At 70.9% G+C, this 23,264-nt stretch carries 22 protein-coding genes and 3 pseudogenes; 11 read left to right on the forward strand and 14 right to left on the reverse strand.

What is annotated here, in order from left to right:
* Positions 1 to 140 precede the first annotated feature (140 nt).
* Together ACZ63I_RS24590 and ACZ63I_RS24595 are read right to left on the reverse strand one after the other, a co-directional pair.
* The gene (locus tag ACZ63I_RS24590; protein WP_469341157.1) at positions 141 to 1,820 is read right to left on the reverse strand and encodes an alkaline phosphatase D family protein; all 1,680 of its coding nucleotides are present in this window, start codon (positions 1,818 to 1,820) and stop codon (positions 141 to 143) included.
* Between the two features lie 189 nt (positions 1,821 to 2,009).
* The gene (locus ACZ63I_RS24595; protein WP_469341158.1) at positions 2,010 to 2,690 is read right to left on the reverse strand and encodes an HNH endonuclease family protein; all 681 of its coding nucleotides are present in this window, start codon (positions 2,688 to 2,690) and stop codon (positions 2,010 to 2,012) included.
* Between the two features lie 363 nt (positions 2,691 to 3,053).
* Between ACZ63I_RS24595 and ACZ63I_RS24600 the strand changes: the two genes are divergently transcribed.
* Entirely contained in the window at positions 3,054 to 3,638 is a 585-nt protein-coding gene (locus ACZ63I_RS24600; RefSeq protein WP_469341159.1) for a TMEM165/GDT1 family protein, read from the forward strand.
* Here ACZ63I_RS24600 and ACZ63I_RS24605 read toward each other — a convergent pair.
* A complete protein-coding gene (locus ACZ63I_RS24605) occupies positions 3,628 to 4,254 on the reverse strand; it encodes a TetR/AcrR family transcriptional regulator (protein WP_469341160.1) in 627 nt (208 codons plus the stop codon). The genes ACZ63I_RS24600 and ACZ63I_RS24605 overlap by 11 nt on opposite strands.
* Here ACZ63I_RS24605 and ACZ63I_RS24610 point away from each other — a divergent pair.
* Positions 4,254 to 4,550: a zinc-binding dehydrogenase gene (locus tag ACZ63I_RS24610; RefSeq protein WP_469341161.1), complete on the forward strand. Its 297-nt coding sequence runs from the start codon at positions 4,254 to 4,256 to the stop codon at positions 4,548 to 4,550. The genes ACZ63I_RS24605 and ACZ63I_RS24610 overlap by 1 nt on opposite strands.
* Positions 4,551 to 4,807: 257 nt before the next feature.
* Positions 4,808 to 5,737, forward strand: a complete 930-nt coding sequence (locus tag ACZ63I_RS24615; RefSeq protein ID WP_469341162.1) for an RNA polymerase sigma-70 factor — start codon at positions 4,808 to 4,810, stop codon at positions 5,735 to 5,737.
* Between the two features lie 142 nt (positions 5,738 to 5,879).
* Here the strand turns inward: ACZ63I_RS24615 and ACZ63I_RS24620 are convergent, their stop codons facing one another.
* A complete protein-coding gene (locus ACZ63I_RS24620; RefSeq protein ID WP_469341163.1) occupies positions 5,880 to 6,773 on the reverse strand; it encodes a class I SAM-dependent methyltransferase in 894 nt (297 codons plus the stop codon).
* 47 nt (positions 6,774 to 6,820) lie between these two features.
* Between ACZ63I_RS24620 and ACZ63I_RS24625 the strand changes: the two genes are divergently transcribed.
* The gene (locus ACZ63I_RS24625; protein WP_469341164.1) at positions 6,821 to 7,396 is read left to right on the forward strand and encodes an XRE family transcriptional regulator; all 576 of its coding nucleotides are present in this window, start codon (positions 6,821 to 6,823) and stop codon (positions 7,394 to 7,396) included.
* Here ACZ63I_RS24625 and ACZ63I_RS24630 read toward each other — a convergent pair.
* The 4 genes from ACZ63I_RS24630 to ACZ63I_RS24645 all read right to left on the reverse strand — a co-directional run bounded on the left by ACZ63I_RS24630 (position 7,386) and on the right by ACZ63I_RS24645 (position 9,898).
* Entirely contained in the window at positions 7,386 to 8,039 is a 654-nt protein-coding gene (locus ACZ63I_RS24630; protein ID WP_469341364.1) for an HAD-IA family hydrolase, read from the reverse strand. The two genes, ACZ63I_RS24625 and ACZ63I_RS24630, sit on opposite strands and share 11 nt — an antisense overlap.
* A 179-nt stretch (positions 8,040 to 8,218) precedes the next feature.
* Complete coding sequence (locus ACZ63I_RS24635; RefSeq protein WP_469341165.1) at positions 8,219 to 8,665, reverse strand: NUDIX domain-containing protein; 447 nt, start codon at positions 8,663 to 8,665, stop codon at positions 8,219 to 8,221.
* Complete coding sequence (locus tag ACZ63I_RS24640) at positions 8,628 to 9,281, reverse strand: hypothetical protein (RefSeq protein ID WP_469341166.1); 654 nt, start codon at positions 9,279 to 9,281, stop codon at positions 8,628 to 8,630. The genes ACZ63I_RS24635 and ACZ63I_RS24640 overlap by 38 nt, the downstream gene beginning before the upstream one ends.
* Positions 9,278 to 9,898 carry a hypothetical protein gene (locus ACZ63I_RS24645; protein WP_469341365.1) on the reverse strand — a complete coding sequence of 207 codons (621 nt, stop codon included), beginning with the start codon at positions 9,896 to 9,898 and terminating at the stop codon, positions 9,278 to 9,280. The genes ACZ63I_RS24640 and ACZ63I_RS24645 overlap by 4 nt, the downstream gene beginning before the upstream one ends.
* A 235-nt stretch (positions 9,899 to 10,133) precedes the next feature.
* On the opposite strand from ACZ63I_RS24645, the pseudogene ACZ63I_RS24650 reads away from it, so the two are divergent.
* Positions 10,134 to 10,357: pseudogene (locus ACZ63I_RS24650) on the forward strand (hypothetical protein); the annotation flags it as partial.
* Positions 10,358 to 10,594, forward strand: a pseudogene (locus tag ACZ63I_RS24655) (YdcF family protein); the annotation flags it as partial.
* Positions 10,595 to 10,776: 182 nt separating this feature from the next.
* On the opposite strand, the pseudogene ACZ63I_RS24660 reads toward ACZ63I_RS24655, so the two are convergent.
* The 3 genes and pseudogenes from ACZ63I_RS24660 to ACZ63I_RS24670 form a co-directional block, all read right to left on the reverse strand.
* Positions 10,777 to 11,117: pseudogene (locus tag ACZ63I_RS24660) on the reverse strand (hypothetical protein); the annotation flags it as partial.
* Entirely contained in the window at positions 11,114 to 11,461 is a 348-nt protein-coding gene (locus ACZ63I_RS24665; protein WP_469341167.1) for a transcriptional regulator, read from the reverse strand. The gene ACZ63I_RS24665 and the pseudogene ACZ63I_RS24660, both read right to left, overlap by 4 nt.
* A 270-nt stretch (positions 11,462 to 11,731) precedes the next feature.
* Complete coding sequence (locus ACZ63I_RS24670) at positions 11,732 to 12,376, reverse strand: TetR family transcriptional regulator (protein ID WP_469341168.1); 645 nt, start codon at positions 12,374 to 12,376, stop codon at positions 11,732 to 11,734.
* A gap of 101 nt (positions 12,377 to 12,477) precedes the next feature.
* Here ACZ63I_RS24670 and ACZ63I_RS24675 point away from each other — a divergent pair, with 101 nt between their 5' ends.
* Complete coding sequence (locus ACZ63I_RS24675) at positions 12,478 to 13,461, forward strand: quinone oxidoreductase family protein (RefSeq protein WP_469341169.1); 984 nt, start codon at positions 12,478 to 12,480, stop codon at positions 13,459 to 13,461.
* A gap of 22 nt (positions 13,462 to 13,483) precedes the next feature.
* Here the strand turns inward: ACZ63I_RS24675 and ACZ63I_RS24680 are convergent, their stop codons facing one another.
* Positions 13,484 to 14,431, reverse strand: a complete 948-nt coding sequence (locus ACZ63I_RS24680) for a peptidoglycan-binding protein (RefSeq protein ID WP_469341170.1) — start codon at positions 14,429 to 14,431, stop codon at positions 13,484 to 13,486.
* 207 nt (positions 14,432 to 14,638) lie between these two features.
* On the opposite strand from ACZ63I_RS24680, the gene ACZ63I_RS24685 reads away from it, so the two are divergent.
* From ACZ63I_RS24685 to ACZ63I_RS24695, 3 genes are all read left to right on the forward strand, one after another.
* Positions 14,639 to 16,705 (forward strand): MFS transporter, encoded by a 2,067-nt coding sequence (locus tag ACZ63I_RS24685; RefSeq protein WP_469341171.1) that lies wholly within the window; start codon positions 14,639 to 14,641, stop codon positions 16,703 to 16,705.
* A 295-nt stretch (positions 16,706 to 17,000) separates the two neighbouring features.
* The gene (locus ACZ63I_RS24690; protein ID WP_469341172.1) at positions 17,001 to 17,624 is read left to right on the forward strand and encodes a hypothetical protein; all 624 of its coding nucleotides are present in this window, start codon (positions 17,001 to 17,003) and stop codon (positions 17,622 to 17,624) included.
* Positions 17,624 to 18,631 (forward strand): hypothetical protein, encoded by a 1,008-nt coding sequence (locus tag ACZ63I_RS24695; protein WP_469341173.1) that lies wholly within the window; start codon positions 17,624 to 17,626, stop codon positions 18,629 to 18,631. The genes ACZ63I_RS24690 and ACZ63I_RS24695 overlap by 1 nt, the downstream gene beginning before the upstream one ends.
* Positions 18,632 to 18,817: 186 nt before the next feature.
* On the opposite strand, the gene ACZ63I_RS24700 is transcribed toward ACZ63I_RS24695, so the two are convergent.
* Positions 18,818 to 19,501, reverse strand: coding sequence for an O-methyltransferase (locus tag ACZ63I_RS24700; protein WP_469341174.1), 684 nt, complete (start codon positions 19,499 to 19,501; stop codon positions 18,818 to 18,820).
* A gap of 177 nt (positions 19,502 to 19,678) precedes the next feature.
* Between ACZ63I_RS24700 and ACZ63I_RS24705 the strand changes: the two genes are divergently transcribed.
* Positions 19,679 to 21,805 (forward strand): bifunctional glycosyltransferase 87/phosphatase PAP2 family protein, encoded by a 2,127-nt coding sequence (locus tag ACZ63I_RS24705; RefSeq protein WP_469341175.1) that lies wholly within the window; start codon positions 19,679 to 19,681, stop codon positions 21,803 to 21,805.
* Between the two features lie 27 nt (positions 21,806 to 21,832).
* Here ACZ63I_RS24705 and ACZ63I_RS24710 read toward each other — a convergent pair whose 3' ends face one another.
* On the reverse strand, positions 21,833 to 23,203 hold the full coding sequence (locus tag ACZ63I_RS24710; protein ID WP_469341176.1) for a prenyltransferase/squalene oxidase repeat-containing protein: 1,371 nt from the start codon (positions 23,201 to 23,203) through the stop codon (positions 21,833 to 21,835).
* Positions 23,204 to 23,264 lie beyond the last annotated feature (61 nt).

Here is a 23,264-nt window from a genome sequence, read left to right on the forward strand (position 1 = left end):
GGACGGCTTACCAGCCATACAGCGTACGCCTGTGTGAATAAGCCGAGATCACCCGGTGGGATGATGTTGTCCACCTCACAGGACTTTCACACGGCGGCGCGCTGCACGGCGGGCGCGCGTTCGGGGAGCTATGACCTGGTTCAGGAGTCCTGAGTGAGAGACCTCTCGTCCACGGTGACGAGTTCGGCGCTGCCGCCGGTGCCGTCGCTGTCCTTCCCGCCGTCGTGGCCGCGGGCCTGGTCGAGCCGCAGCCCGGCCGAACGGCCGCTCAGCGTCAGGGTCATGAGCTGGTTGCCGAACCAAGGGCCGCCCGTCTTGCGCCAGTTCACCGACGGGTCAGGGACGCGGCCGTGCCGCTTGAACAGCCGTCCCAGCCGCCTGCCGAACCCGCTCCAGCCGAACCGGAAACCGAACTTCATATAGCTGGGTACGGAGTTGTGCACCGGCGAACACGTGAGCTGTACGACGTGCGCGTCCGGCTGGCCGCCCGGCCACTTCGGCTCGGCGATGTACGCGTGGTGCACGTCGCCCGACAGCACGGACACCGTCGCCGGCGCTTCGGGTCCGCTGCCCACCTCGGCGATCAGCGCGGCCAGTTCCTCGAACGAGCGCGGGAAGGCCGCCCAGTGCTCCAGATCGCCCGTCCTGCGCATCCATTCGCCGATCCGCGCCCACCGCGCGCCCCGCTCGCCGCCGGTCAGCGCCGTCGCCCAGCTCTCCACGTCGTGGATGGCGGGCGGCAGCAGCCACGGCAGCGACGTACCGAGCAGCAGGTGGTCGTACGAACCGCGCGCCTCCAGCGCCTGCTCCCGTACCCAGCGCGACTCGCCGTTGTCGAGCATCGCGCGGTCCTCTTCGGCCAGGACGCGCGCGGCGCGCGAGTCCACCATCAGCAGCCGGGTGCGCCCGAAGTCGCGCCGGTAGCTCCAGCGCACGCCCTCCGGGTCCCGGTCCGCCTCGGAGGCGAACTCCCGCAGCAGATCGGTGCCGTCGGGCGCCGCCCGCACGGCCGCGTACAGCTCGTCCGCCGCCAGTTCGTCCGGTGAGAGGTTGCCCAGGTGCTGGTAGACCCAGTACGACATGAGGCCGCTCAGCAGCCGCTCCTGCCACCAGGCCGTCTCGCGCATCTCGGCGAGCCAGGAGGCGCTGGTGTTCCAGTCGTCGATCACGTCGTGGTCGTCGAAGATCATGCAACTGGGCACGGTCGACAGCAGCCAGCGCACCTCGGGGTCGCACCAGGACTCGTCGTACAGATGCGTGTACTCCTGGTAGTCGGCCACCTCGGCACCCGGCGGCTCGTCCAGGTCGCGGCGCTTGGCCATCCACTCCTGGGTGTGCTGCGACGTCTCGTCCGCGTAGACCTGGTCGCCGACGAGCAGCAGCACATCGGGCCGTCGCGCCTCGGGATCGGCGGCCAGCTTCGACGCGAGGGTGTCCAGCGCGTCGGGTCCCACGGGGTCGTGCGCGCCCTCGGCGGGCGCCGCCCACCGGCAGGAGCCGAAGGAGACGCGCAGCTCGGCTGCGGGCACCTCGGGCGTACGTATGGTGCTCGGCGGGAACGGCGAGTCCGGTGGCGGCCAGACGGGCTGCTCGTCCAGCAGCACCTCGTAGGGCGTGGTGGTGCCCGGCGTGAGGCCGGTCACCGGGATCAGCGCGTAGTGGTGGCCGCCGATCTGGAACGTACGGGACGACCCGCCGGCGCCGTCGGCGCAGCGCACTTCGGCCGTGCACGGCCGCTCGGCCTCGATCCATACGGTCGCCGTGCCCGCGGCGTTCCAGTCGACGTATCGCAGCAGTGGTCCCAGGCGTAGCCCGGTCATAGGTGGCCCTCCTCCGTCGCACGAAGCAACGTACGGCACCGTACGGTACGAAGGAGGGCCCCCGGGAGGGCCCCCGGACGGGCGGCGGTCGCCCGGATCGGCGGCCCCGGGTGAGCGGCCGGGGTCGGCGACCGGAATCAGCGACCGGAATCAGCGGCCGGAATCAGCGGCCCCGGTGAGCGGCCGGGATCAGCAGCCGTTGAGGACCGACTGCAGCGCGCTCTTCTCGGCCGAGTCGACCGTCATGGCGTAGTAGTGCTTCACCTGCACCCACATCCGGACGTACGTGCACCGGTAGGCGGTGCGGGACGGCAGCCAGCTCGCCGGGTCCTGGTCGCCCTTCGATTGGTTCACGTTGTCGGTGACCGCGATGAGCTGCGGCCGGGTGAGGTCGTTGGCGAGGGCCTGGCGCTGCGCCGTGGTCCAGCCGCTGGCCCCCGACTTCCACGCCTCGGAGAGCGGTATGACGTGGTCGATGTCCACGTCGGAGGCGGCGGACCAGGTGGCGCCGTCGTACTCGGAGTACCAACTGCCGCTGGTGGCGGTACAACTGGAGTTCTGCGCGACGTTGGTGCCGTCGCGCTTGAGGACCACCTCGCGGGTGTCGCAGGCGCCGGACTGGGTGATCCAGTGCGGGAACTTGTCGCGGCTGTAACCGCTGGACGAGCCTTCGGCCTGCACGGTGAGCTGGCCGAGATAGGTGCGGGCTGTCGAAGCGGCGATGGGGGTGGGGGGCGAGGCCTGCGCCGAGGGGGCGGCGAGCAGGGTGGCCGAAGCGGCGAGGGCGGCGGAGGCGGCGAGGACGGCGGTGCGGGGTATGCGACGTGTTCCATGAGCTTCACTGACTCGACGCGCGTAGACACCGAACATGCGAACTCCCTTGGCGTGGGGGCGATGTGGGGGGAATCTGTCCGTTCAGGGGCAAGCGTGGCGCCACCGGGTTTCCGTGAGGTGGGCGCCAGGTAACAGCGTGACGACATGGACACGTCAGTTCAAGAGGGCGGACATGCCGTAAGCTGTTCAGCGCAGAAGGGGAGTAGCTCTTCGCCGGAACCGTCGACATACTGCTGGGCCTCGCGCCCGGCCGGCGCCCGGAGGCGACCGCGACAGCGGTTCGCCAGCGAGACCTTCGGCCAGCAGTGTCCGTTTGACGACGCTGCCGTGCCGAAGCGACCCCTTTTTTCACGGTCAGTCTCTCGGTGCGGCACGCCCGACCGATAGAGGAATCGACCAGTGATCAGCTTCACTGTCATGGCAATTGTCTTCGGCGTCGTGTTTCTTGCCGAGCTACCCGACAAGACCGCGCTCGCCGCCCTGATGCTGGGGACCCGCTACCGCGCGTCCTACGTCTTCGCCGGCATCGCCGCCGCCTTCGTCGTACACGTCGCGCTCGCCATCGCGGCCGGCAGCGTACTGACCCTGCTGCCGCACCGGTTGGTGGAGGCGGTGGTGGGGGTGCTCTTCGTGGCGGGCGCCGCCGTCCTGCTGTTCAAGAAGGAGGACGACGAGGAGGAGAAGATCAAGGCCCCTGCCGACCAGTCGTTCTGGAAGGTTTCGGGGGCGGGCTTCATGCTGATCCTCGTCGCCGAGTTCGGCGATCTGACCCAGATCATGACGGCCAACTTGGCCGCCCGCTACGACAATCCGGTCTCGGTGGGGATCGGCGCCGTACTGGCCCTGTGGTCGGTGGCGGCGCTCGGCATCCTGGGCGGCAGGGCGCTGATGAAGCGCGTTCCGCTGCGGCTGATCACGAAGATCGCGGCGGCCGTGATGCTGGCGCTGGCGGGGTTCAGCATCTTCGAGGCGATCACGGGCTGAGCGGGCGCGGGGTGAGCGGCGCGGGCCGTTCGTCCCCTGCGGAGTCACGTTCCGCGGCCTGGCCGGCCAGGCCGGCCAGGAGAAGGTTCACCAGGCGCCGGGTCGAGGCCGCCGCCTTCTCCGGCCGCGGGGCGCGGAACGTGGCGATGGCCGTCAGGCCGACCCGTACGTCCTCGACCGAAAGCCCCGCGCGGACGGCGCCCGCGCGCCGCGCCCGGTCGACCAACTGCTCCAGGCCGCGTGCGTGCGCGCGGCGGTCCTCGGCGAACGCGGCAGCCGCTTCGTGCCAGCCGAACAGCGCCTCGTTCAACCCCCGGTCCCGTACCTGGCGTTGCGCGAAGCGGTTGATCGTTCTGCTCAACGCCCGCCAGGCGTCGGGCTCGTCGAGCGCGGCCCGCATGTCGGCGCGGCAGGCGGCCACATGCTCGGTGAGCGCGGCGGTGACGAGATCCGCGCGGGTGGGGAAGTGCCGGGAGAACGTCGCGATGCCAAGCCCCGCCCGTCGGGCGATCTCCCGCATCGGCAGGTCGAGGCCCTCGTCGGCGAACGCCGCGCGGGCGACAGAGGCAATGTGCCGACGGTTGCGTTCCGCGTCCGTACGGGGATTCCGAGTCATTGTCGTCCGCGCGCCTCTCACTTCGCCGTCATCCGGAACAGCCGCTCCGTATCCATGCCTACCGCGCGGACTTCACGGGCCCCGGGCGCGGCGTACGCCTCTCGCGCGGCCGGTACGCCGGAGAGCCGGACAGCCGGCACGGCCTGGCCTTGGCCGCGGCCCTGTCCGCGCAGGGGCGCTTCCGGGTGCCGGTACAGGACGTCTTCCCGGCGACACGGGCGGCCGACGCCCATGCTGCCGCCGCTCGGGGGCCACGGCGGGGGAAGATCGTGCTCGACCTCGCCGGGTTGTCGTAACCGCGGCTCGCGTTGTCGTAACCGCGGTTCGCGCGAACGACATGCCGGCCGATGTCACAGCCGGCGGGGCTGTCTCGTCCCAGGTGCTGGAGGCGATCCTGACAGCAGGAAGGTGACGGCCATGCGACTGGGGGCCACGACGTGACGCGAACGGGAACGGACCCTGGGTGGGGCATGGCCGCGTGTGCGGGGGCGGCCAAGCTCGTACGGAAGCGGCGGTTGCCGCCGGTGCGGCGGGGATTCCGGGAGGTGGCGGCGTGAGCGGGGCGCGGGCCGAGGAGTTCGAGGAGCTGCGGCCGTTGCTGTTCTCCATCGCCTACCGGGTGCTCGGCAGCGTCAGCGAGGCCGAGGACGCCGTGCAGGAGACCTGGCTGCGCTACGAGGCGGCCCCGACCCCGCCCCGGTCGACCAGGGCCTTCCTCTCGGCCGTCGTGACCCGGATCTCGATCGACGTACTGCGCTCCGCGCGCGTACGGCGGGAGGAGTACGTCGGGGAGTGGTTCCCCGAGCCGCTGCTCACCGACCCGTACGAGGATCCCGAGCGCGCGGCGGAACTGGCCGACTCGGTCTCGATGGCGGCCCTGTTGCTGCTGGAGCGGCTGAGCCCGCTGGAGCGGGCGGTCTTCGTACTGCGGGAGGTGTTCGGGTTCGGCTTCCCCGAAATCGCCCCGGCGGTGGGCCGATCGGAGTCGGCGTGCCGCCAACTCGCGGTACGGGCGAGGCGCCACATGGACGCGGGACGCCCCCGTTTCGAGGCGGACCGCACCGAGCGCGCGGAGCTGGCGGCGCGCTTCTTCGACGCGCTGCGCGAAGGTGACGTCGAGAGCCTGCGGGAACTGCTCGCCGCCGACGTCCATCTGGTCGGCGACGGCGGCGGCAAGGTCCCGCAGTGGAGCGCCGGCGTCTTCGGCGCCGACAAGGTGGCCCGGGTGCTCGCGGCCACCTTCCCGTGGCTCTTCCAGATCGGGGTGGAGATGGAGCCGCACGAACTGAACGGCCACCCGGGCGTGATCCTCCGCGACCGGGACGACAAGGTGCTCAACACGATGTCGTTCGAGGTGCTGGACGGGCAGATCCAGACGATCCGCTCGGTGATGAACCCCGACAAGCTCGGGCATGTGGGTCCGGTGGCGGACGCGTGGGCGGTGCTGCGCGAGGTGAACGAGGCACGCCGGCCGCCGAATTGAGCGGGGCTACGGGTGCTCGGGCCCCGGTCGCCCGGGGCCGGGGACCCGGGCGGAGCGAGTCATGATCCCGGGCCGGGGGAGACGTGATCCCGGGCCGAGGGAGACGTGATCCCGGGCCGGGGGAGTCGTGATCCCGGGCCGGTCAGACGGCGGGCCGCCGGGCCAGCCAGGCGGGCCGCTCGGTGCGTACGGTCAGGTCGCCGCGGCGCGTGACGCTGTCCGGGCCCTCACCGTCGAGGAGCGTGTCCAGCACGGACCGGTCGTCCGTGCCCAGCCGCTCGGCGAGAGCGCCGCGCAGGCGTCGTAGCATCGCCTGCGCGTAACGGCCGGTGGCGGCCGGGAGCGGCGGCAGCAGATCCACGGCGAAGCGCCGCTCGGCCGCGACGGCGAACCCGGCCGCGGCGAGGCGCGGTCCCCAGTCGGCGCCGAGGTGGGGGACCCGCTCGGCGTGCTCGTGGGCGGTCAGCTCGTGCAGACGGGTCTCAAGGCCCGGCTCGCCGATGCCGAGATCGTCGGGCAGGAAGCGCGGGAAGCCCTCCATCTCGACGACGGCGAGCAGCCCGCCGGGCCGCAGCGCGGCGAACACCTCGCGCAGGGCGCTGTCGGGGTCGGCCATGTGGTGCAGGGCAGCCGATGTCCAGACCAGGTCCACGGCGCCGAAGTCGGGCCAGGCCTCGTCCAGATCGGCCTGGACGGTACGTACCCGCCCTGCCACGCCCCGCGCCTCGGCCTTGTCCCGCAGCCGGTGCAGCAGAGGGCCTGAGGCGTCCACGGCGACCGCCTCGGCGTCCGCGAACCGCTGGAGCAGGGCGAGGGTGCCGGTACCCGTGCCGCTGCCCAGGTCGAGCAGCCGGCGTACGGGCATGTCCCCGGCGGCCTCGGCCAGCCAGGCGGTCACGTCGGCGAGATGCGCGTGCAGGACCTCGGCGTCGAGGTCGAGCAGCTCGGCCATGCCGGGTTCGTCGAAGCCGCCGTCGTTGCCGTGGTGCTCGTGCTGGTGCTGGTGCGGGTGATGCTCGGGTGAGAGGGATGTCATGCCTTGAACGTACAAGGCTCTTGCGGCAGTGGCATAAGGTCTTGCGTATGACGCAAGAAGATGGGGATCTCGACGTTCTGGTGCGCAAGCGCATCAGAGGGCTGCGGGTGGCCATGGGCTGGTCGCTCGACGATCTGGCCGCCCGCTGCTACCTGAGCCCGTCGACGCTGAGCCGCATCGAGACGGGCCACCGGCGTATCAGCCTGGACCAACTGACCGTGATCGCACGGGCCTTGGGCACCACGCTGGACCAACTGGTCGACTCGGCGGACGAGAACGTGGTCATCAGGCCGCACCACGACGCCGCGCGCGGGCGCACCACCTGGATGCTGAAGGGGGAGGCCGGGGTGAGCGTGGCCAAGATACGGTTCACCAAACCGGCCCCAACAGACGCTTCGGCGCTGAAGGTTCATCCCGGCACCGACTGGTTCACCGTCCTGTCAGGGACGCTCGTACTGCTCCTCGGCGACCGCAAGATCCTGGTGAAGACGGGCGAGGCGGCGGAGTTCTCCACCATGGTCCCGCACGCCTTCGGCGCACACGGCGGCCGGCCGGCGGAGGCGCTGGGCATCTTCGACCACGACGCCCGGCACACCCGCGGGTCCGCCGCGCTCAGGCGATGACGTGGAGGAGGAACTCACCGGTCCCGGTGGGCGCGACGGTCACCTGGGTGAGGTCCTGCACGTGGGCGTCCGTGCCGAGCGCGGCGGCGCGGGGACCGATGCCCAGCACCTTGGCGCCGGCCGCGCGGGCGGCGGTGACACCGGCGTCGGAGTCCTCAAGGGCCAGACACTCCGAAGCGGCGAACCCCAACTCGGCGGCGCCCTTCAGGAAGCCCTCCGGATCGGGCTTGCTCGCGGACACGTCCTCCGACGTGACGCGAACCTGCGGCATCGGCAGCCCGGCCGCCCCCATCCGCGCCTCGGCCAGCGCGACATCCGCCGAGGTGACCAGTGCGTGCGGAAGCGCCGCCACGGCGGCCAGAAAGGCGGGCGCGCCATGGACGGGCACGATGCCGTCCGTGTCGGCCGTCTCCTCCGCCAGCAGAAGCCGGTTGTCGGCGTAGTTCTGCTCCATCGGCCGCTCAGGAAGCAGCACAGCCATCGTCGCGTGCCCCTGCCGCCCGTGCACGACCTTCAACACCTCGGCAGGATCCAACCCCTGCCCCACGGCCCACCGCCGCCAGCAGCGCTCCACAACAGCGTCGGAATTGACCAGGGTCCCGTCCATGTCCAGCAGGAGGGCCTTGAAGGGGCCAAGCGTCATCGGGCTGGGCAAGACTGCCGTCCTTAGTCGTGAGCGGGCGTCGCAACTGGCGACCGATTTGTTCACCCACGATACAAAGCCCCACCCCATCTGGCCAATCCCTCCCCACCGCCGCCCCCGGCTGTGTCAGCGAAGCACTCGGGCGACCCGCTGCCTCAGCTTCTCGTCGGCGAGGCTCTCTACCGTGCCCACGCGGCGTCGGTGACTTCTTCGGTGTGAAGTTCGCCGATGTCGGCGGTGGTACGGAAGAGGAAGCGGAAGTCGACGTGCTGGTGGGCGGGTTCGTTCTTGGCGGGGTTGGCGTCGATGGGGTGGATGTCGATGTGGAGGGGGATCTCGCTGTGCGGAGTGACGACATGGGACGGGATGCCGGTCTCCTCGGCGAGTTCACGGCCGGCGGCTTGCAGGAGCGTGTTGTTGGACGGCTCGATGTGGCCGCCGGGTGAAGCGCGCAGGTTCCCAGATTCCTGAACGCTGGCAGGCCGGAACCTGCGTGTCAGTTGATGGCTGTGGCGGTCCCGCGCACGGGTTCCGGCGAAGCTGACGGGCTCTGATTTTCCGAGCGTCTGCCGTGCCGCGTCTGACTGGCTAACCGGTAGGCCAATGTGGGTTCGGCGTGCCGTCATCGCTCATGTGCGCCCGTTGCCAGATTTCGTTCCAGTTGAACGGGGTCTCCGGCACGAACCGGTGCCGCTGCCCGCACGGACATGGCGCCAGCGCCCGCGCGCACCCACCGCACAGTTCGACCCAACCGTGCCCGGTCGAGCTCAGCACTCGTGGTCCCTCATCCCCGCAAGCCGGGCAGCCAGGCGGCTCGGCACCATCCAAAATCGCGTTCTGCCGCTGGACGTACTCGGTCAGGCGCAGCGACGGGTGGCGAAACGGGTCTTCGTACCAGGCGCGGTCGGGGCTTTCCCACCAGTTCCGCAGCCACCACGGCCGAGGGTTCGGTACAGTCCGCCGCCCAGCCTGCTTCTCCGCCCGGCGCTGTGCGGCGTACTCGTCTGCCCGCACGAGCCACAGGACCCGCGCCTCGTGCAGTTCTTCCACCGCCCTCGCCAGCGCATCCGAGTCCGCCTCCAGCCGCCGGGGGATCGCGGCGCTGAGCGTGAGGTGGTGGTATGTCGCGCGCAAGCCGTAAGGAGCAAAAACGGTGAGGCAAGTGCGCAAGGCGCTGTGCCGCCGGTGGAGGGGGAGCCGGGCGTCGTGCACGTGCGCTCGGTGGGTCAGGAAGCTGGTCATTGTGCAGGCGCCAGGTCCAGTGCCCGTGTCAGGGCGGCAGTGACGGCGGCGGCGTGTGTTGGCAGGTGTTGTTCAGCCCAGGTTTCGGCAAGGCTGAGGAAGTCCTGCAAATCCTGCTGGGCGCCGGTGACGAGCGTCCGTATCTGGTCTACTGACAGCTCGATCACCGGGCTGCTGTCCGTCCCGTGAGCGTCGAGCGTCAGCCGGACGATGTCGCCAAGACGTTCGGCCATAGAGGACGGATCGTGGCCGAAGGAGGAGCAGCCGGTGCCGTTAAGCACCTCCAGCCAGTCGCGCCAGGTCTCCAGGCCGTTGCAGCAGCCCGGCTCGACGAAGACGGTGTCGGTGGCGTTGTCGGTCACTCGGAAGCCGCCGGCGGCGAACAGATCAGGCATGGTGAGCAGCCCGTGCAGGAAAGTGCCGAGCGGGTCGGTCGGGCACGGTCCGTGCTCCTCCTCCGGCTCGAAGTCGTTGCATTCGGCGATCTGCATAACCGCCGTGCCGATCTCCGCCGTTGTCAGCTCCCCGTTCAGCACGAGGTAGCCATATGGCTCGTGCTCTCCCACCGGCCAGAGCACGAAGTCGTCGGCAGCGGAGATCTCCAGAACGGGTTGCATCACAATCACATGGGGATGATGCCGGACCCACTGCTACACCGCCACGGGCTTTCATCTGGCATCGGGCTCGGAGCGGGCCCGCTACATGGGCGGTTTCGCGGTGCGCTCCGGGCAGGCGTGGACTGGTCCGGTCTCCGCGGCGGTCTGCCGGCTGACGAGCAGGTGCGGATTGCGGATTGCGGGTTGCGGGCCGGCGACGGTATCGCTCGCGATGCCACAGGTCGAGGAGGCTGACGGTGACCTCGTCGAGGTGGCCCTGCACTTCATCGACATCGCCCGCAGCAGCGGGACCGTCGACTCCCCGATGCAGCGTGTACGGCTGGACGCCGCCCACGGCCACATCCTGCCTCCGACGCGGCGACCCGGGATGATGGTCTCCTCGTCCTTGATCAGGCCACCCGTACGGCCGCGCAGTACGGGCTCGTGCACCAACTGCGCAGTGTCGAGGGCATCAAGGCCAAGCTCTGGCCCGACGTCGAGATCCTCTGCGCGTCGGAGCCGTTGGAGTTCGACGACTACGCGAAGTCCATCGGCGACGAGAAGCTCGTCCTGGACATGCTCGTCGGCGATCTCCAGCGGGTCATCGAGTATCCGAAGCTCGGATTCGCCATCGAGCAGGAGGTCCCGGAGGACGTGCATGGAGCGTACGCATCCCTCATCCATGACGGCTTCACCAGCCGTCTCATCGCTTCCTGACCTGCCGGAGCCGGGCGGACTGTGCGCGATTCATCAGCCCAACCTGTTCCCGAGACTGACCACACTGGCCAAGCTGTTCGCGGCGGACTGCTGGATCGTCCTGGACGACGTTCAGTAGATCCGCGAGTGCGATTGGGGCGCCCGCGCGCTTCACTGTGGGTTCCTCGGCGCTCGTCCGACGTGGCCAGTCTGCCTTTGAGTCCTTCGAGTTCGACGTGGCTCCAGCGGGTTGCGGCGGTTTGTGCGTTGATCAGGTCCCTGGCGAGTCCGCGGTCGGCAAGCGCGCGCACCTTGGTTCCGACGACGTCTTCGAGGGCTAGCACCTGTCCGTGCTCGGTGTGTACGGGAGGCTTCCAGAGGGCCTCCTTGAGGATGTCGACCTCACACTCCTCATAGCTCGCTGGCGGACCGGTCGACGAGGCCGTGCCCGGACCGCGTATCCGCCGGTCAGGGCCAGCGGATACGCACCGCCTACGGCGAGCACATCTGCCGGCAGGCGGCGGTGCAGGGCTGTGAGGTTCACGCAGCGGTCCGGGTGTCGGGAGCCAGTTCCTGAAAGGCGCGCTCCCAGACCTCGCGCATATCGCGACTGATCAGCGTGCGCAGTACGGGCCACATGTCCGTGAGCAGGTCGCGGTTGAGGTGGCGGACCAGGTCGTCGTGCTGGCCTTCGGCCAGGACGATTCGGTAATAGCTCATCCGCAGTCGGGGCTGATCGAGGTCGAACGTGGTCAGCCCGGACCACGCCAGGTGCAGCGGCAGGCTCACCGTGCCCTGCACGGGACCGGCAAGCTCGGAGAGTGCTGCGGGCGCGCGTCGCGCGAACCTGGAACGACGAAGTTCGGAAGCGCTGGGCTGTGACGCCATGCGGTCGATTATCGCGGAGACGACTCCGCTGAGCTGACCGATTCGCGCTACGGAGGTCGGGCCTTCATGTGGGCTCTGCCCAAGTTCTCTCGCGCGCCGCTCCAGCCACTCGATGCGGGACTTGGAGAAGCTCGCCCTGCGCACCGGCGGGGTCGTGCGTGAGCGCGGGCGGTCGGGAGGACAAGAGTGGCCCCGTCCGCTGGTCAGGGAGTGCGGACGGGGCCACTTTGTTTCTGTACTGTACAAACTGGGAGAGGCTTGCGCCAGTTCTCAGGATTTTGTGAGGCCGATCGCGCACGCCGTCAGGGAGCGGTTGAGGCGTGGGGCGAAGTCGAGGGCTGCGTGGGCCCAGCGTGGTTCCTGTGCGTACAGCTCCGCCAGTGTGGGTGTCGGGTGGGAGACCTGCCAGAAGCCGGCGGCCAGGGTGATCGCCACCGCCAGGAGGTTGCCGAGCTGGTCGATCGTCATGGTGCTCGCGCGGTCCAGTGCGGCGGCGATCTCGTCGTGGGCGGCGAAGGCGTTGGTCTTGTAGCGGCGGGCCCGTTCGATGTCGACGTCGCCTTCGAGGTTCAGCGGGACGTGCGTCAGCAGGTCGCAGAAGACCGGCAGCGCCACCAGCGTCTCGCCCACCACCGCCGCCGTCTGCGCGGGTCCCAGGCCGGTGCGCCCGGCGGCCTCGGCCTTGATCGCGTCGCGCCACTGGCCCCAGCCCCGCTCGGCCAGTTCGAGGAGCAGCTCCTCCTTGCCGGCGTAGTAGCGGCGTACGCCGGTGCGGTGCAGTCCGGCCCGTTCGGTGACCGGTGCCAGCGTGACGTACCGGACGCCGCCCAGTTCGAGTGCGAGCGCCTCCGCCGCGTCCAGGAGGTCTTCCGAGCGGCGGGTCTTGTCCTCGGTCGACCGGGCTCTCTGGCGCATAACCGGAATCATAACGCACCCTGAGATGCGTTACGGCGATGCGTGGTGTTAGGGTCGAGTTAGCGCATCATGGGGTGCGTTATGAATAGAGGGGGATCGCTATGAAGGCCGTACACGTCACTCAGTTCGGCGCGCCGGACGTGCTCGCGCTCACCGAGCTGCCGGATCCGGAGCCCGGCCCCGGCCGGATCGCGATCGACGTCACGCACGCCGCCGTCGGGCTCATCGACGTCTACATCCGGCAGGGGCTGTTCAAGGACGCCGAAGGGGTCCCGCAGCCGCCGTACGTCCCCGGGCTCGAAGTCGCCGGTACGGTACGCGCGCTCGGTGCGGGGGTCACCGGGTTCGCCGTCGGCGAGAAGGTGGTGGCGCTGCCCGGCAACGCGTCGGGCGGATACGCGTCGGTGTACGTCAGCGACCAGGCGCGCGTCGTGTCCACCGAGCGTCACGGCATCGATCCCGCCCTCGCCGCCGCCGTCGTGCCCAACGCGATCATGGCGCATGTCGCGCTCACCCGGGCCATCCACCTGTCGGCGGGCGAGAGCGTGCTCGTCCACGGCGCGCTGGGCGCGTTCGCCGCCACCTTCCCCGGCGTCGCGCGCCAACTCGGCGCCTCACGCGTGGTCGGTACGGTCCGCACGGAGCGGCTGGCGGCCGCCGCCGCCACCAAGCTGCCGTACGACGCCGTCGTCGACTCCGCCCACCTGCCCGACGTCCTCGACGGCGAGAAGTTCGACGTCATCGTCGACCCGGTGGGCGGCACCGTCCGCGCCCAGAGCCTGGACCTGCTCGCGCCGTCCGGCCGGCTCCTGCTGGTCGGCAACGCCGGCGGCGACTGGGATGCGGCAGGTATCGACGGCAACCAGATCTGGCTCCGCAACGCCACCGTCGCCGGATTCAACGCCGGCGCCTACCTGCCGGCCCACCCCGAGGCGATCCGGCCCGCCGCCGAGGTCGCGCTGAAGGCGGTCGCCGAAGGACTCGTCGACACCGAGGTCGAGATCCTTCCCCTGGCGGAAGCGGCGACCGCGCACGAACGGCTGGAGAGCCACACGGCCGGCGGGCGCATCGTCCTCACCCCGTAAATCGTCCGCACTCTGTATGCGGTCAGCGCCGGTGGCCGCCTCGGCCCGGGAACCCGTTGTGACCACCCGGGCCGCCCGCCGTCGGTGCCTGCTCCGCCTCCAGCGCACGCTGCGTGTACGGGCCGTAGACGCCCTGCGGGTCGCCGTCGATGTGCCGGTACATCTGGTAGATGCGGACAGAACTCGCCACGCCCTGGTCGTACTGGCCGTCCGCCGCGCCCTGGTAGAGATAGATCGACTCCAGGCGCTGCTGCAACGCCACGACCTCGGGACCGCTGTCCCCCTGACGCAGCCCCACCCCGCTGCGCACCTGCGCCACCGGGGTCTGCGCCTCGCGGGACGGGGGCGCCGGGGCCTTGGGCGTGGCGCGCGGTGCCTTCGGGACCGCGCGCGGGGTGGTCGCCGAAGCCGACGGGGGAGTCGTCGGCGACACGGAAGTCGCCACGGGAGGTGACACCGAAGTCGACGGGGATGCCGAGGGTGTGGCCGCGGCGGGCCGGGTGTCCAGGTCGTCCGGCAGGCCCGTGCTCGTACTGTCCGCCAGCGTCGCGTCCGGATCGTCGTCACCCGAGAACAGCCCGCCCGCGAACGCGGCCGTGCCCAGCACCGCCACCGCGGTGAGGCCGATCGCGACCGCCTTCAGCGGCCTGCGCTGCGGGCGCCGCTCGTCGGGGAAAGGGACCGCGGGCGGCGGTACGAGCGGGCGGCGCGCGCCGCCCGACGTCTCGGGCGCCAGCGGCGGCAGCGGGCCCGCCGTACGGAAGGCGCCCGGCGGGGCGTCCCGGGAGTCGAGTTCCACGTACGGCCGTATCCGCAGCGGGTCGAAATCCTCGGCGCGGGCGATCTCCATCGTCCGTTCCACCGAGCGCTCCGCCTGCACCGCCTGTACGGCGCGCGCCGCGCAGCCGCAGCCCGGTCCGGCGGCCGACGCCCACGGCGTACCGCAGTGCGCGCATATCTGTCCGTTCAACGTGGATCCCCTCCCCTTGAACTGTCAGTGATTATGCAGCCCCACCGCGCCCGGCGTACGCCCGCCCGGCCCCTTCGCGGCACATCGGCGCGCTCCGGTACGCGTTCGGCGCGCGTCCGGCGTGCATTCGGCAGGCCATAACCGGACATTGCGGCCAGGATGGGGCCCTGAGGAGAGGTCACGAGGAGCAGTCGCGAGGAGAACTCCATGGCGCAGGAAGTCGACGCCCCGGCCGTGGAACCCGTGCCGGGCCAGGGGCAGCAGCAGCGGACCGTGGTCGTCGCGATCGGCGCGCTGCTGCTCGGTCTGCTGCTCGCCGCACTCGACCAGACCATCGTGTCCACCGCGCTGCCGACCATCGTCAGCGACCTCGGCGGGCTCGACCATCTCTCCTGGGTCGTCACCGCGTATCTGCTGGCGTCGACGGCCGCCACCCCGCTGTGGGGCAAGCTCGGCGACCAGTACGGCCGCAAGAAGCTCTTCCAGACCGCCATCGTCATCTTCCTCATCGGCTCGGCGCTCTGCGGCATCGCCCAGAACATGCCGCAGCTCATCGGCTTCCGTGCGCTCCAGGGGCTCGGCGGCGGCGGGCTCATCGTGCTGTCGATGGCGATCGTCGGCGACATCGTCCCGCCGCGTGAGCGCGGCAAGTACCAGGGTCTCTTCGGGGCGGTCTTCGGCGCGACGAGCGTGCTCGGGCCGCTGCTCGGCGGGCTGTTCACCCAGCATCTGAGCTGGCGCTGGGTCTTCTACATCAACCTGCCGATCGGTGTCGTCGCGCTGCTCGTCATCTCCGCCGTGCTGCACATCCCCGTGCGCTCGACGAAACACACCATCGACTATCTCGGCACCCTGCTGATCGCCACCGTCGCCACCTGCCTGGTGCTGGTCGCCTCGCTCGGCGGCACCACCTGGGCCTGGGGCTCGGCGCAGATCATCGGGCTCGCCGTCATCGGCCTGGTCCTGCTGGCGGTGTTCGTACGGGTCGAACGCGGCGCCGCCGAACCCGTCCTGCCGCTGCGGCTGTTCCGCGTGCGGACGTTCACACTCGTCGCGCTGATCAGCTTCATCGTGGGCTTCGCGATGTTCGGCGCGATGACCTACCTGCCGACGTTCCTGCAGATCGTGCAGGGCATCAGCCCCACCCTGTCCGGAGTGCACATGCTGCCGATGGTGGCGGGGCTGCTGATCGCCTCGACCACCTCCGGGCAGATCATCAGCCGCACCGGGCGGTGGAAGGTCTTCCCCATCGCCGGTACGGGCATCACGGCCGTCGGCCTCTTCCTGCTGCACCAGCTCACGGAGACCAGCGGCGTCTGGGAGATGAGCGTCTACTTCTTCGTCTTCGGCGCGGGGCTCGGTCTCGTCATGCAGGTGCTCGTCCTGGTCGTGCAGAACGCCGTCGGCTACCAGGATCTCGGGGTCGCCACCTCGGGCGCGACCTTCTTCCGCTCCATCGGCGCCTCCTTCGGTGTGGCGATCTTCGGCACGATCTTCACCAGCAGGCTCGACGACAAACTCGCCGGAGCGCTCGCCGGCAAGCAACTGCCGCCCGGCGTCAGCGCGGGACGGCTGGCCGCCGATCCGCGCGCGGCCGGCCGGCTGCCGGACTCGGTGCGGCCCGGCGTGCTGCACGCGTTCTCCTCGTCCATCACGGACGTCTTCCTGTACGCGGTGCCGGTGGTGCTGCTCGCCTTCGCCGTCGCGTGGTTCCTGAAGGAGGACAAGCTGCGCGGCTCGGTCACGGCCCCGGAAGCCACCGAGACGCTGGCGTCCAATCCCGTCGAGCGTTCGTCGTACGACGAGTGCGCACGCGCGCTGTCCGTGCTCGGCACCCGCGAGGGCCGCAGGGAGATCTACGAGACGATCACGGCGAAGGCCGGGTACGACCTGCTCCCAGCGGCCAGTTGGCTGCTGCTGCGGATCAGGCGCCACGGCCTGGTCGAGCCGTCCGAGCTGGCCGAGACCGTGCCCGTACCGCTCGGCGTCATCGTCGAGGCGGCCCGGCAGGTGGAGGGGCGCGGTCTTGCCCGCAGGGTCGGCGTCGAGCTGGTGCTCACGGACGCGGGCGTCGAAGCGGCGCAGGTGCTGGCAGCGGCGCGCGAGGAGTCGCTGGCCGAACTGCTCGGCGACTGGTGGGGCCCGGAGCGGCCGACCGACCTGGTGCGGCTGGTCGAGGAGCTGTGCGCCGAACTGGGCGGCTCGGACGGCGAACGCCCGCACACACCCGAGACGCACCGGGACCACACGGCCCCGGACAGGCACGGAGCCTGACGGGCACGTGCCGGGCGAAGCCTGAGAGCAGGGCCCTCTGACCCGCGCCCTCTAGACCCGCGCCGCTGACCCGCGCCGCTGACCCGCGCCCCCGACCCGGGCGCGTCGCTACCGGTCGGTACCGCTCATGGACTCCCCGTCCGTGGGCGGTACCGCCGCGTCATGGTCATCCCGCTCGCCTGCTCCGCAGCCGTTTGACCCGGCGAATACGGGCAACCCGGCGGGGAGAACGACCCGTTACGAGCAGTACCGGTTACGAGCAGTACCGGACGAGCCAAGAACCAGGAAGGTAACCATGTCCACAGTCCTGATCGTCATCGGTCTGATCGTGGTGTTCGTGATCATTGTCGCTGCCGTGCTCTACGCGGGACCTGGCCGGGGAGGCGAGCGGACCGGGCTGAAGCGGCGGTTCGGGCCTGAGTACGACCGGGCGCTCGCCCGGCACGACGGTGACGCGAAGGCAGCCAAGCGCGAGCTGGGCGAGCGCGTCAAGCGCCACGGCGACCTGCGTACCAAGCCCCTGTCCGACGAGGCCAGGGAACAGTACGTCGCCCGGTGGGCCGGACTGCAGGAGCAGTTCGTGGACTCACCGAAGCAGGCGGTCGCCGACGCCGACCAGTTGGTCGCGCAGCTCGCCGCCGAGCGTGGTTACCCCGAGGCCGGCCGGTACGACGAACAGCTTGACGCCCTGTCGGTCCACCACGCGCACCAGGTGGACGGTTACCGCAGGGTGCACCACGCGGCATCGGACGAGGGCCGCGGTACGAACACGGAAGAGCTGCGCGAGGCCATGGTCGGCGCGCGGGAACTCTTCGAGCAACTGATCCTCGCTCGTCCGGACGGTGGCGGCAAGGGCCGCACCCGTGGTGCGGGTCGCGAACAGAACGTCTCACTGCGGCCGAAGGGAAGTGACGTGTGATGAAGAACGACGAAGCAGCGCGTGACCAGCAGGGCACGAACGACGAGAGCGTGACGAAGGACCCGGCGGGTACGACGCCCGAGGTCCCGCCGTCCGCCGCGCGCGAGGCCCAGGACGCGCACGAGAAGCGCGAGAAGCCGGGGCTGTTCAGCGACCGGGAGCGTGCCGTGCGGAGCGAGGACGAGAAAGAGGCCCAGGCGGACGAGCGGGCGGCGGACGACACCGCCTGGCCGCAGAAGCAGGTCGGCCGGACGGACTCGCGTTCCGAGACGGGCGCGGTGACCGGCGCGGAGACCGGCGTTGACACCGGTACGGACACGGGCACGGGCGCGACGAAGACCGGTGCGCTCACCGGCGGTACGAAGACCGGGTCTGCGACCCGCGAGACGGCCAACCCGGACCGCACAGCGCTGGGCGACGACAAGACGCGTACGGACATAGGCAGGACCAGCGTCGACACGACGACCGGTACCGCTACCAGCACGGGTACGGGTACGGCTGCGGGTACGGACAAGACCGCCACCGACCGCACCGCGACCAGCACCGACCGCACCGCCTCCGAGCGGACCGCTGTCGACCACAAGGCCCCTGTCGACCACAAGGCCCCTGTCGACCACAAGGCCGGCTCGACCACCGGCTCGACGACGGGCTCGACCACCGGGTCGACAGCCGACTCGACGACGGGCAGCTCGACGGCCGACACCCGCCTGCTCCCGCAGGAGGAGAGCGACAAGCTGGCCCACCGTCTCCAGGAAGCCCTCGGCGGCTTCGTGGACGGGCCCCGGCGCTCGGTCGAGGAAGCGGCCGGTGTGCTGGAGGAGGCCACCGAGCACATCACGCGCGTGCTCGAAGAGCGCCGCCGCTCGATGCGGGCCGGCTGGGACGGCAAGGCGGGCAAGGACGGCAAGACGGGCACGGACGCCTCGGCGGACGGCTCGGACACCGAGGACCTGCGGCTGGCCCTGCGGAACTACCGCGAGGTCACGGAGCGCCTGCTGAAGATCTGACAGCGGCAGCACAGCACGGCGGCGGCAGACCGGAGACGGTCCGCCGCCGCCGGCGCGTGCGGGCGTTCTCCGCACGGCGTCCGACGTCCGCCGTCCGACGTCCGCCGTCCGACGTCCGCCGTCCGACGTCCGCCGTCCGACGTTCGCCGTCCAACGCCCGACGTCCGCCGTCCGCCGTCCGACGGCTCAGGACACCACGCGCGCCAGCGCGAAACCGTCGTACCCCTTGCTGCCGACCGTCTGGATCGCCGTCGCCGACAGCCGGGGCTCCTCGGACATCAGCTCGATCATGCGCCGGGTGCCGATCACCTTCGGGTCGCCGTCACCCGTCGGGTCGGCCACGGCGCCACCGCGTACGACGTTGTCGCAGACGATGACGCTGCCGGGGCGCGTCAACTTCAGCGCCCACTCCAGATAGCCCGGGTTGTTGGGCTTGTCGGCGTCGATGAAGACGAAGTCGAAGGGGCCGGCGCCCTCCTCGACGAGCACGGGCAGGGACTCCAGCGCCTGGCCCGTCCGTACCTCGGCGATCTCGTCGAGTCCCGCCCGCGCCAGGTTCGCCCGCGCCACGTCCGCGTGGGCCGGGTCGTACTCCAGCGAGATCAGCCTGCCGCCGGCCGGCAGGGCGCGGGCCAGCCAGATGGTGCTGTAGCCGCCCAGCGTGCCGATTTCGAGAATGCTCCGTGCCCCCTGGATACCCACCAGCAGATGCAGCAGCTTCCCCTGGTTGGGTGCCACATTGATGTCGGGCAGACCGGCCGCGTCACTGGCGGTGAGTGCCGCCGACAGAGCATCGTCGGCGGGTACGAGCTGATCGGTGAAGTAGCGGTCGACCGCGTCCCACAGCTCGTGCTCTTGTCGTTGGGACATGAAAGCCTCTTCCCTGGATCATCAGTATCTGGATCATCGGCATTGAGACAAAACAAGCAAACAAGCAAAACAAGGATGACAGTCAGGCGAAGAGGGGGTTGCCTGAGTCTCCTGAATGGGGCAGTGCGAGGCTCATGGCCCCAGGTACGGCGGTTTCGGACGGAGGGTCGGCGCGGCGTGGCGAATGCAGATCACAGCGTGCGCGGCGGAGCGGCGGCAGGAGGCGCGGGCACCGGTTTCGGTACAGCCCGTGCGGTCCTGTGGCTGGTCGCGGCGGTGCTCGCGGTAAGACAGGCGGCAGCGGTGCTCAGGCAGCCCCCCGGGCGCCGGCTCACCGACCTGGAGACCTGGACCGGCGACAACGGAGTGCTCCATGTCGCCGGTTCGCTCTACTCGACGGGAAAATTCACGGGTACGCCGTTCGCGGGGCTCGTACTCAAACCGTTGACCCGCTCGGCCGAGGAGAGCCTCGGTATCGTCTGGACGTTCGCCACGCTGCTGCTCGTCGTCGCTCTCGGCGTCGTGGCCGCGCGCGCCCTGCCGGGGCCCGTGTCGCGCCGTACCCGCATCCTCGCAGCCCCCGTCGCGGTCAGTCTGCTCATGCTGTCCCTGCCGGTGCGCAACAGCTTCTACCTCGGGCAGACCAGCATCCTGCCGGTCCTGCTGGTGCTCGTCGGCTGCTTCGTGGTGCGCGGGCCGCGGGCCCGGCAGGCGGCGGGCGTGCTGATCGGTCTCGGCGCAGCGCTCCAGCCGGGTGTGGTGCTGTTCGCGCCGCTGCTGTGGTTCACCGGCCGCAAGAAGGCGGCGGCGACCACGGTCGGCACCTTCGCCGTGTGCACGGCCCTCGCCTGGGCGGCGCTGCCGAAGGACTCGTGGACGTACTGGGTGCACCACATCGCGGGTGCGGGCCTCGGTGACAGCCCCGACAGCCTCGCCAACCAGTCCCTGCACGGCGCGCTCCTGCGGATCGGGCTGTCGGGGCCGCTGGAGATCGCGGTGTTCGTTCTCCTCGCCGCTGCCGTCGTCTACGTCGGTCTGCGGCGCGCCGTGCGGTACGCGCGGGACGGGCAACTGCTGCTCGCCGTCGCCGTGACCGGCTGCGTCAGCGTCGCCGTCTCGCCGACGGCCTGGCAGCACCAACTGCTGTGGATACTGCTGGCGCTGGTCGGCCGGGTCGGCAAGCGCGCCAAGGACCGGCTGGTGTGGCCCGCCGTCGTGGTGCTGGTGATGACCCTGCCGGGCACGATGCTGCTGCCCAACATGGCGATGCTCTACCCGCTGCGGGAGAACGTGCCGCTGTTCGCCGCGCTCGCCGCCGCCTGCGCCGTACCGTTCCTGCCGAGGGCTTCGGCGTACTTCGACAGACCCGTGCCGACGGACTACGCGCAGTCCGTACCGTCACGCTGGAGCCGGGTACCGCTCGCGGCGCCCGTCTGGCGGCGGCTGCTGAGCCGCCCCAACCTCGTGCTCGAACTGCTCGTGATCCGGGTCGGCTACTCCGCCTACTCGCACATCAGGCTCGCCGCGACGGGCGGCAGGATCGAGGCCGAGGCGCACGGCCGCCAGGTGATCTCGATCGAGCGGGCGCTCGGCATCGACATCGAGGAGTGGGTCAACCACACCGTCGTCCATCTGGGCTGGGCCGAGAAGTTCTTCGACTTCTACTACGAGACGTTCCACTTCATCCTGCCGCTGACGGTCCTCGCCGTGCTGTACGTCCGCCGCCCCGCCGACTACCGCTGGGCCCGCTCCTCGCTCGGCTTCGCCACGATCCTCGCGCTGATCGGCTTCTGGTTCTACCCGCTGGCCCCGCCCCGGCTGATGCCGGGCCTCAGCTTCATCGACACCGTGCACGGCCCGCAGGACCTGGCCAATCCGAGCTACGGCGCGATGACGGCGCTCACCAACCAGTACGCGGCCATGCCCTCGCTGCACTTCGGCTGGTCGCTGTGGTGCGGCCTGGTCATCGTCGTACTGGCGCCGAAGCTGTGGATGAAGCTACTGGCGCTGCTGCACCCGCTGTTCACGGTCTGCGCGATCGTCGCGACCGCCAACCACTGGGTGCTGGACGCGGTCGGCGGCGCCGCCGTGGTCGGTGCGGGCTTCGGTCTGACGTATCTGCTGGCGGGCCCGCGCAGGCTCGTGGAGCCCGCCCCGAAGGAGCCGGCCGACGCCGGCCGCGACCCGTTCCCGCAGGGCGGCAACGGGGGCCAGGGCGGCAACGGCGGCAAGGGCGGAAACGGTGACAAGGACGACGCGGGACCGGCGGGCGCCTCCGTCCCGGCCGGCGGGCCTGCCGGGTAGCGGGGAAGCCGGTCCCGCAGGCGGGGCTCAGGACCGTACGGACCTGCGGCGGCGGCTGACGTAGACGACGGCCCCGACGCACACCACCAGACCGACGGCGATGACCCACAGCGCCGCCTGCGCCTTGCCGACGCTGGCTTCCCTTACGGCGGCGGCCTGTGCGCTGGCGGGGACGGTCGACGAGGGGGAGAGGGCGGGCACCGGCGTGGGGGCCGGGCCCGTCGCGTTGAGCCGCCGCACCAGGTCCACACCGCCGAAGTCGTGCGGGTCGACGCCCGCCGTGTGGGCGGCGAAGATGAGCTGGGCCCAGGCCGCCGGACCGTTCGCGGTGGCCCAGGACGCGGCGTTCTTCTTCAGCCAGTCGAGCGCGCCCGTCGCCTTGTCCCCGTAACCCGCAGCGCCCAGCGCCACGACCGCGTCGGCGGTGTTGCCGGGGTCGGGCCGGGAGGGTCCGGCAGCGGCGCCCGGCAGGGCCGGCTGGTCGAGGTGCCCGCTCGTGGCGAGTATCCGCGCGAGGTAGGCGGCGCCGTTGCGCGCCGTGAACTCCGGTGTCGGAGAAGCTGACTTGTGGCAGGTGGGGGCGGGGCCCGGCGGTACGGGGGCGGCGACCATCCGCTTGCCGATGCCGCCGAGCACGGCTGCGGCCGTGGCGTCGTTGTCGGCGACGAGCTTGCCCGCAGCGTCGGGCCGGTGGGCGAAGGCGCCCGCGCCGGTGGCGGCGTCGCACGGGATGGCGAGGCCGATCAGCGCGTCGTAGCCGTTCTTGCCGTCCAGCGACCGCATGGAGCCGGGGTGCGCGCCCGCCGTGGTCAGTGAACCGATCACGAGCCCGGTCGAGTTGGCGTCGGTGGGGGCGCCGTTGGTCCGGCCCCAGCCGCCGTCCTTGTTCTGCGCGAGCCGCAGCCAGCCGACCGCCTTCTGCATGAACTCCCGCTGCCCGCCGACGCTGGCGAGCGCCTGGAGCGCCGCTGCGGTGGAGTTGACGTCCGTCGCGGTGTTCAGGTCGCAGGGCACGGCAGGGTTGGGGCGGTACGCGGGGAACGAACCGTCCGCGCACTGCTGGCTCTTGAGCCAGAGGATGGCGGAGTTGGCGGGCCGCAGCCCGGCCGCGTACTGCCCGAGCATCGCCAGCGACTGCCGCCACACACCGTCGTGGGTGGGGTCGTTCGTGCCGTACAGCCCTGCGGGGAGCCGGGCGGGCGCGCCTGCGGCGGGGGAGGGCGAGGGCGAGGCGGCGGCGGGGGAAGGCGAGGCGGCGGCGGGGGAAGGCGAGGTGGCGACCGGGGAGGGCGAGGCGGTGCCGGCCGTCGTGTCGTCGGCTGCGGCTGCCGGGGCCAGAGCCACACACAGCGCGGCGGATGCGGCGAGCGCTGTGGCGCTGCGGCGGACGGTGGTCATGGCGGGCGGTGCCTCTCCTGCGGGAGCCGGGCTCAGGCACACTCAGGCACCAGGCTCCGGC

The sequence above is a fragment of the Streptomyces sp. NPDC087906 genome, from assembly GCF_055584925.1.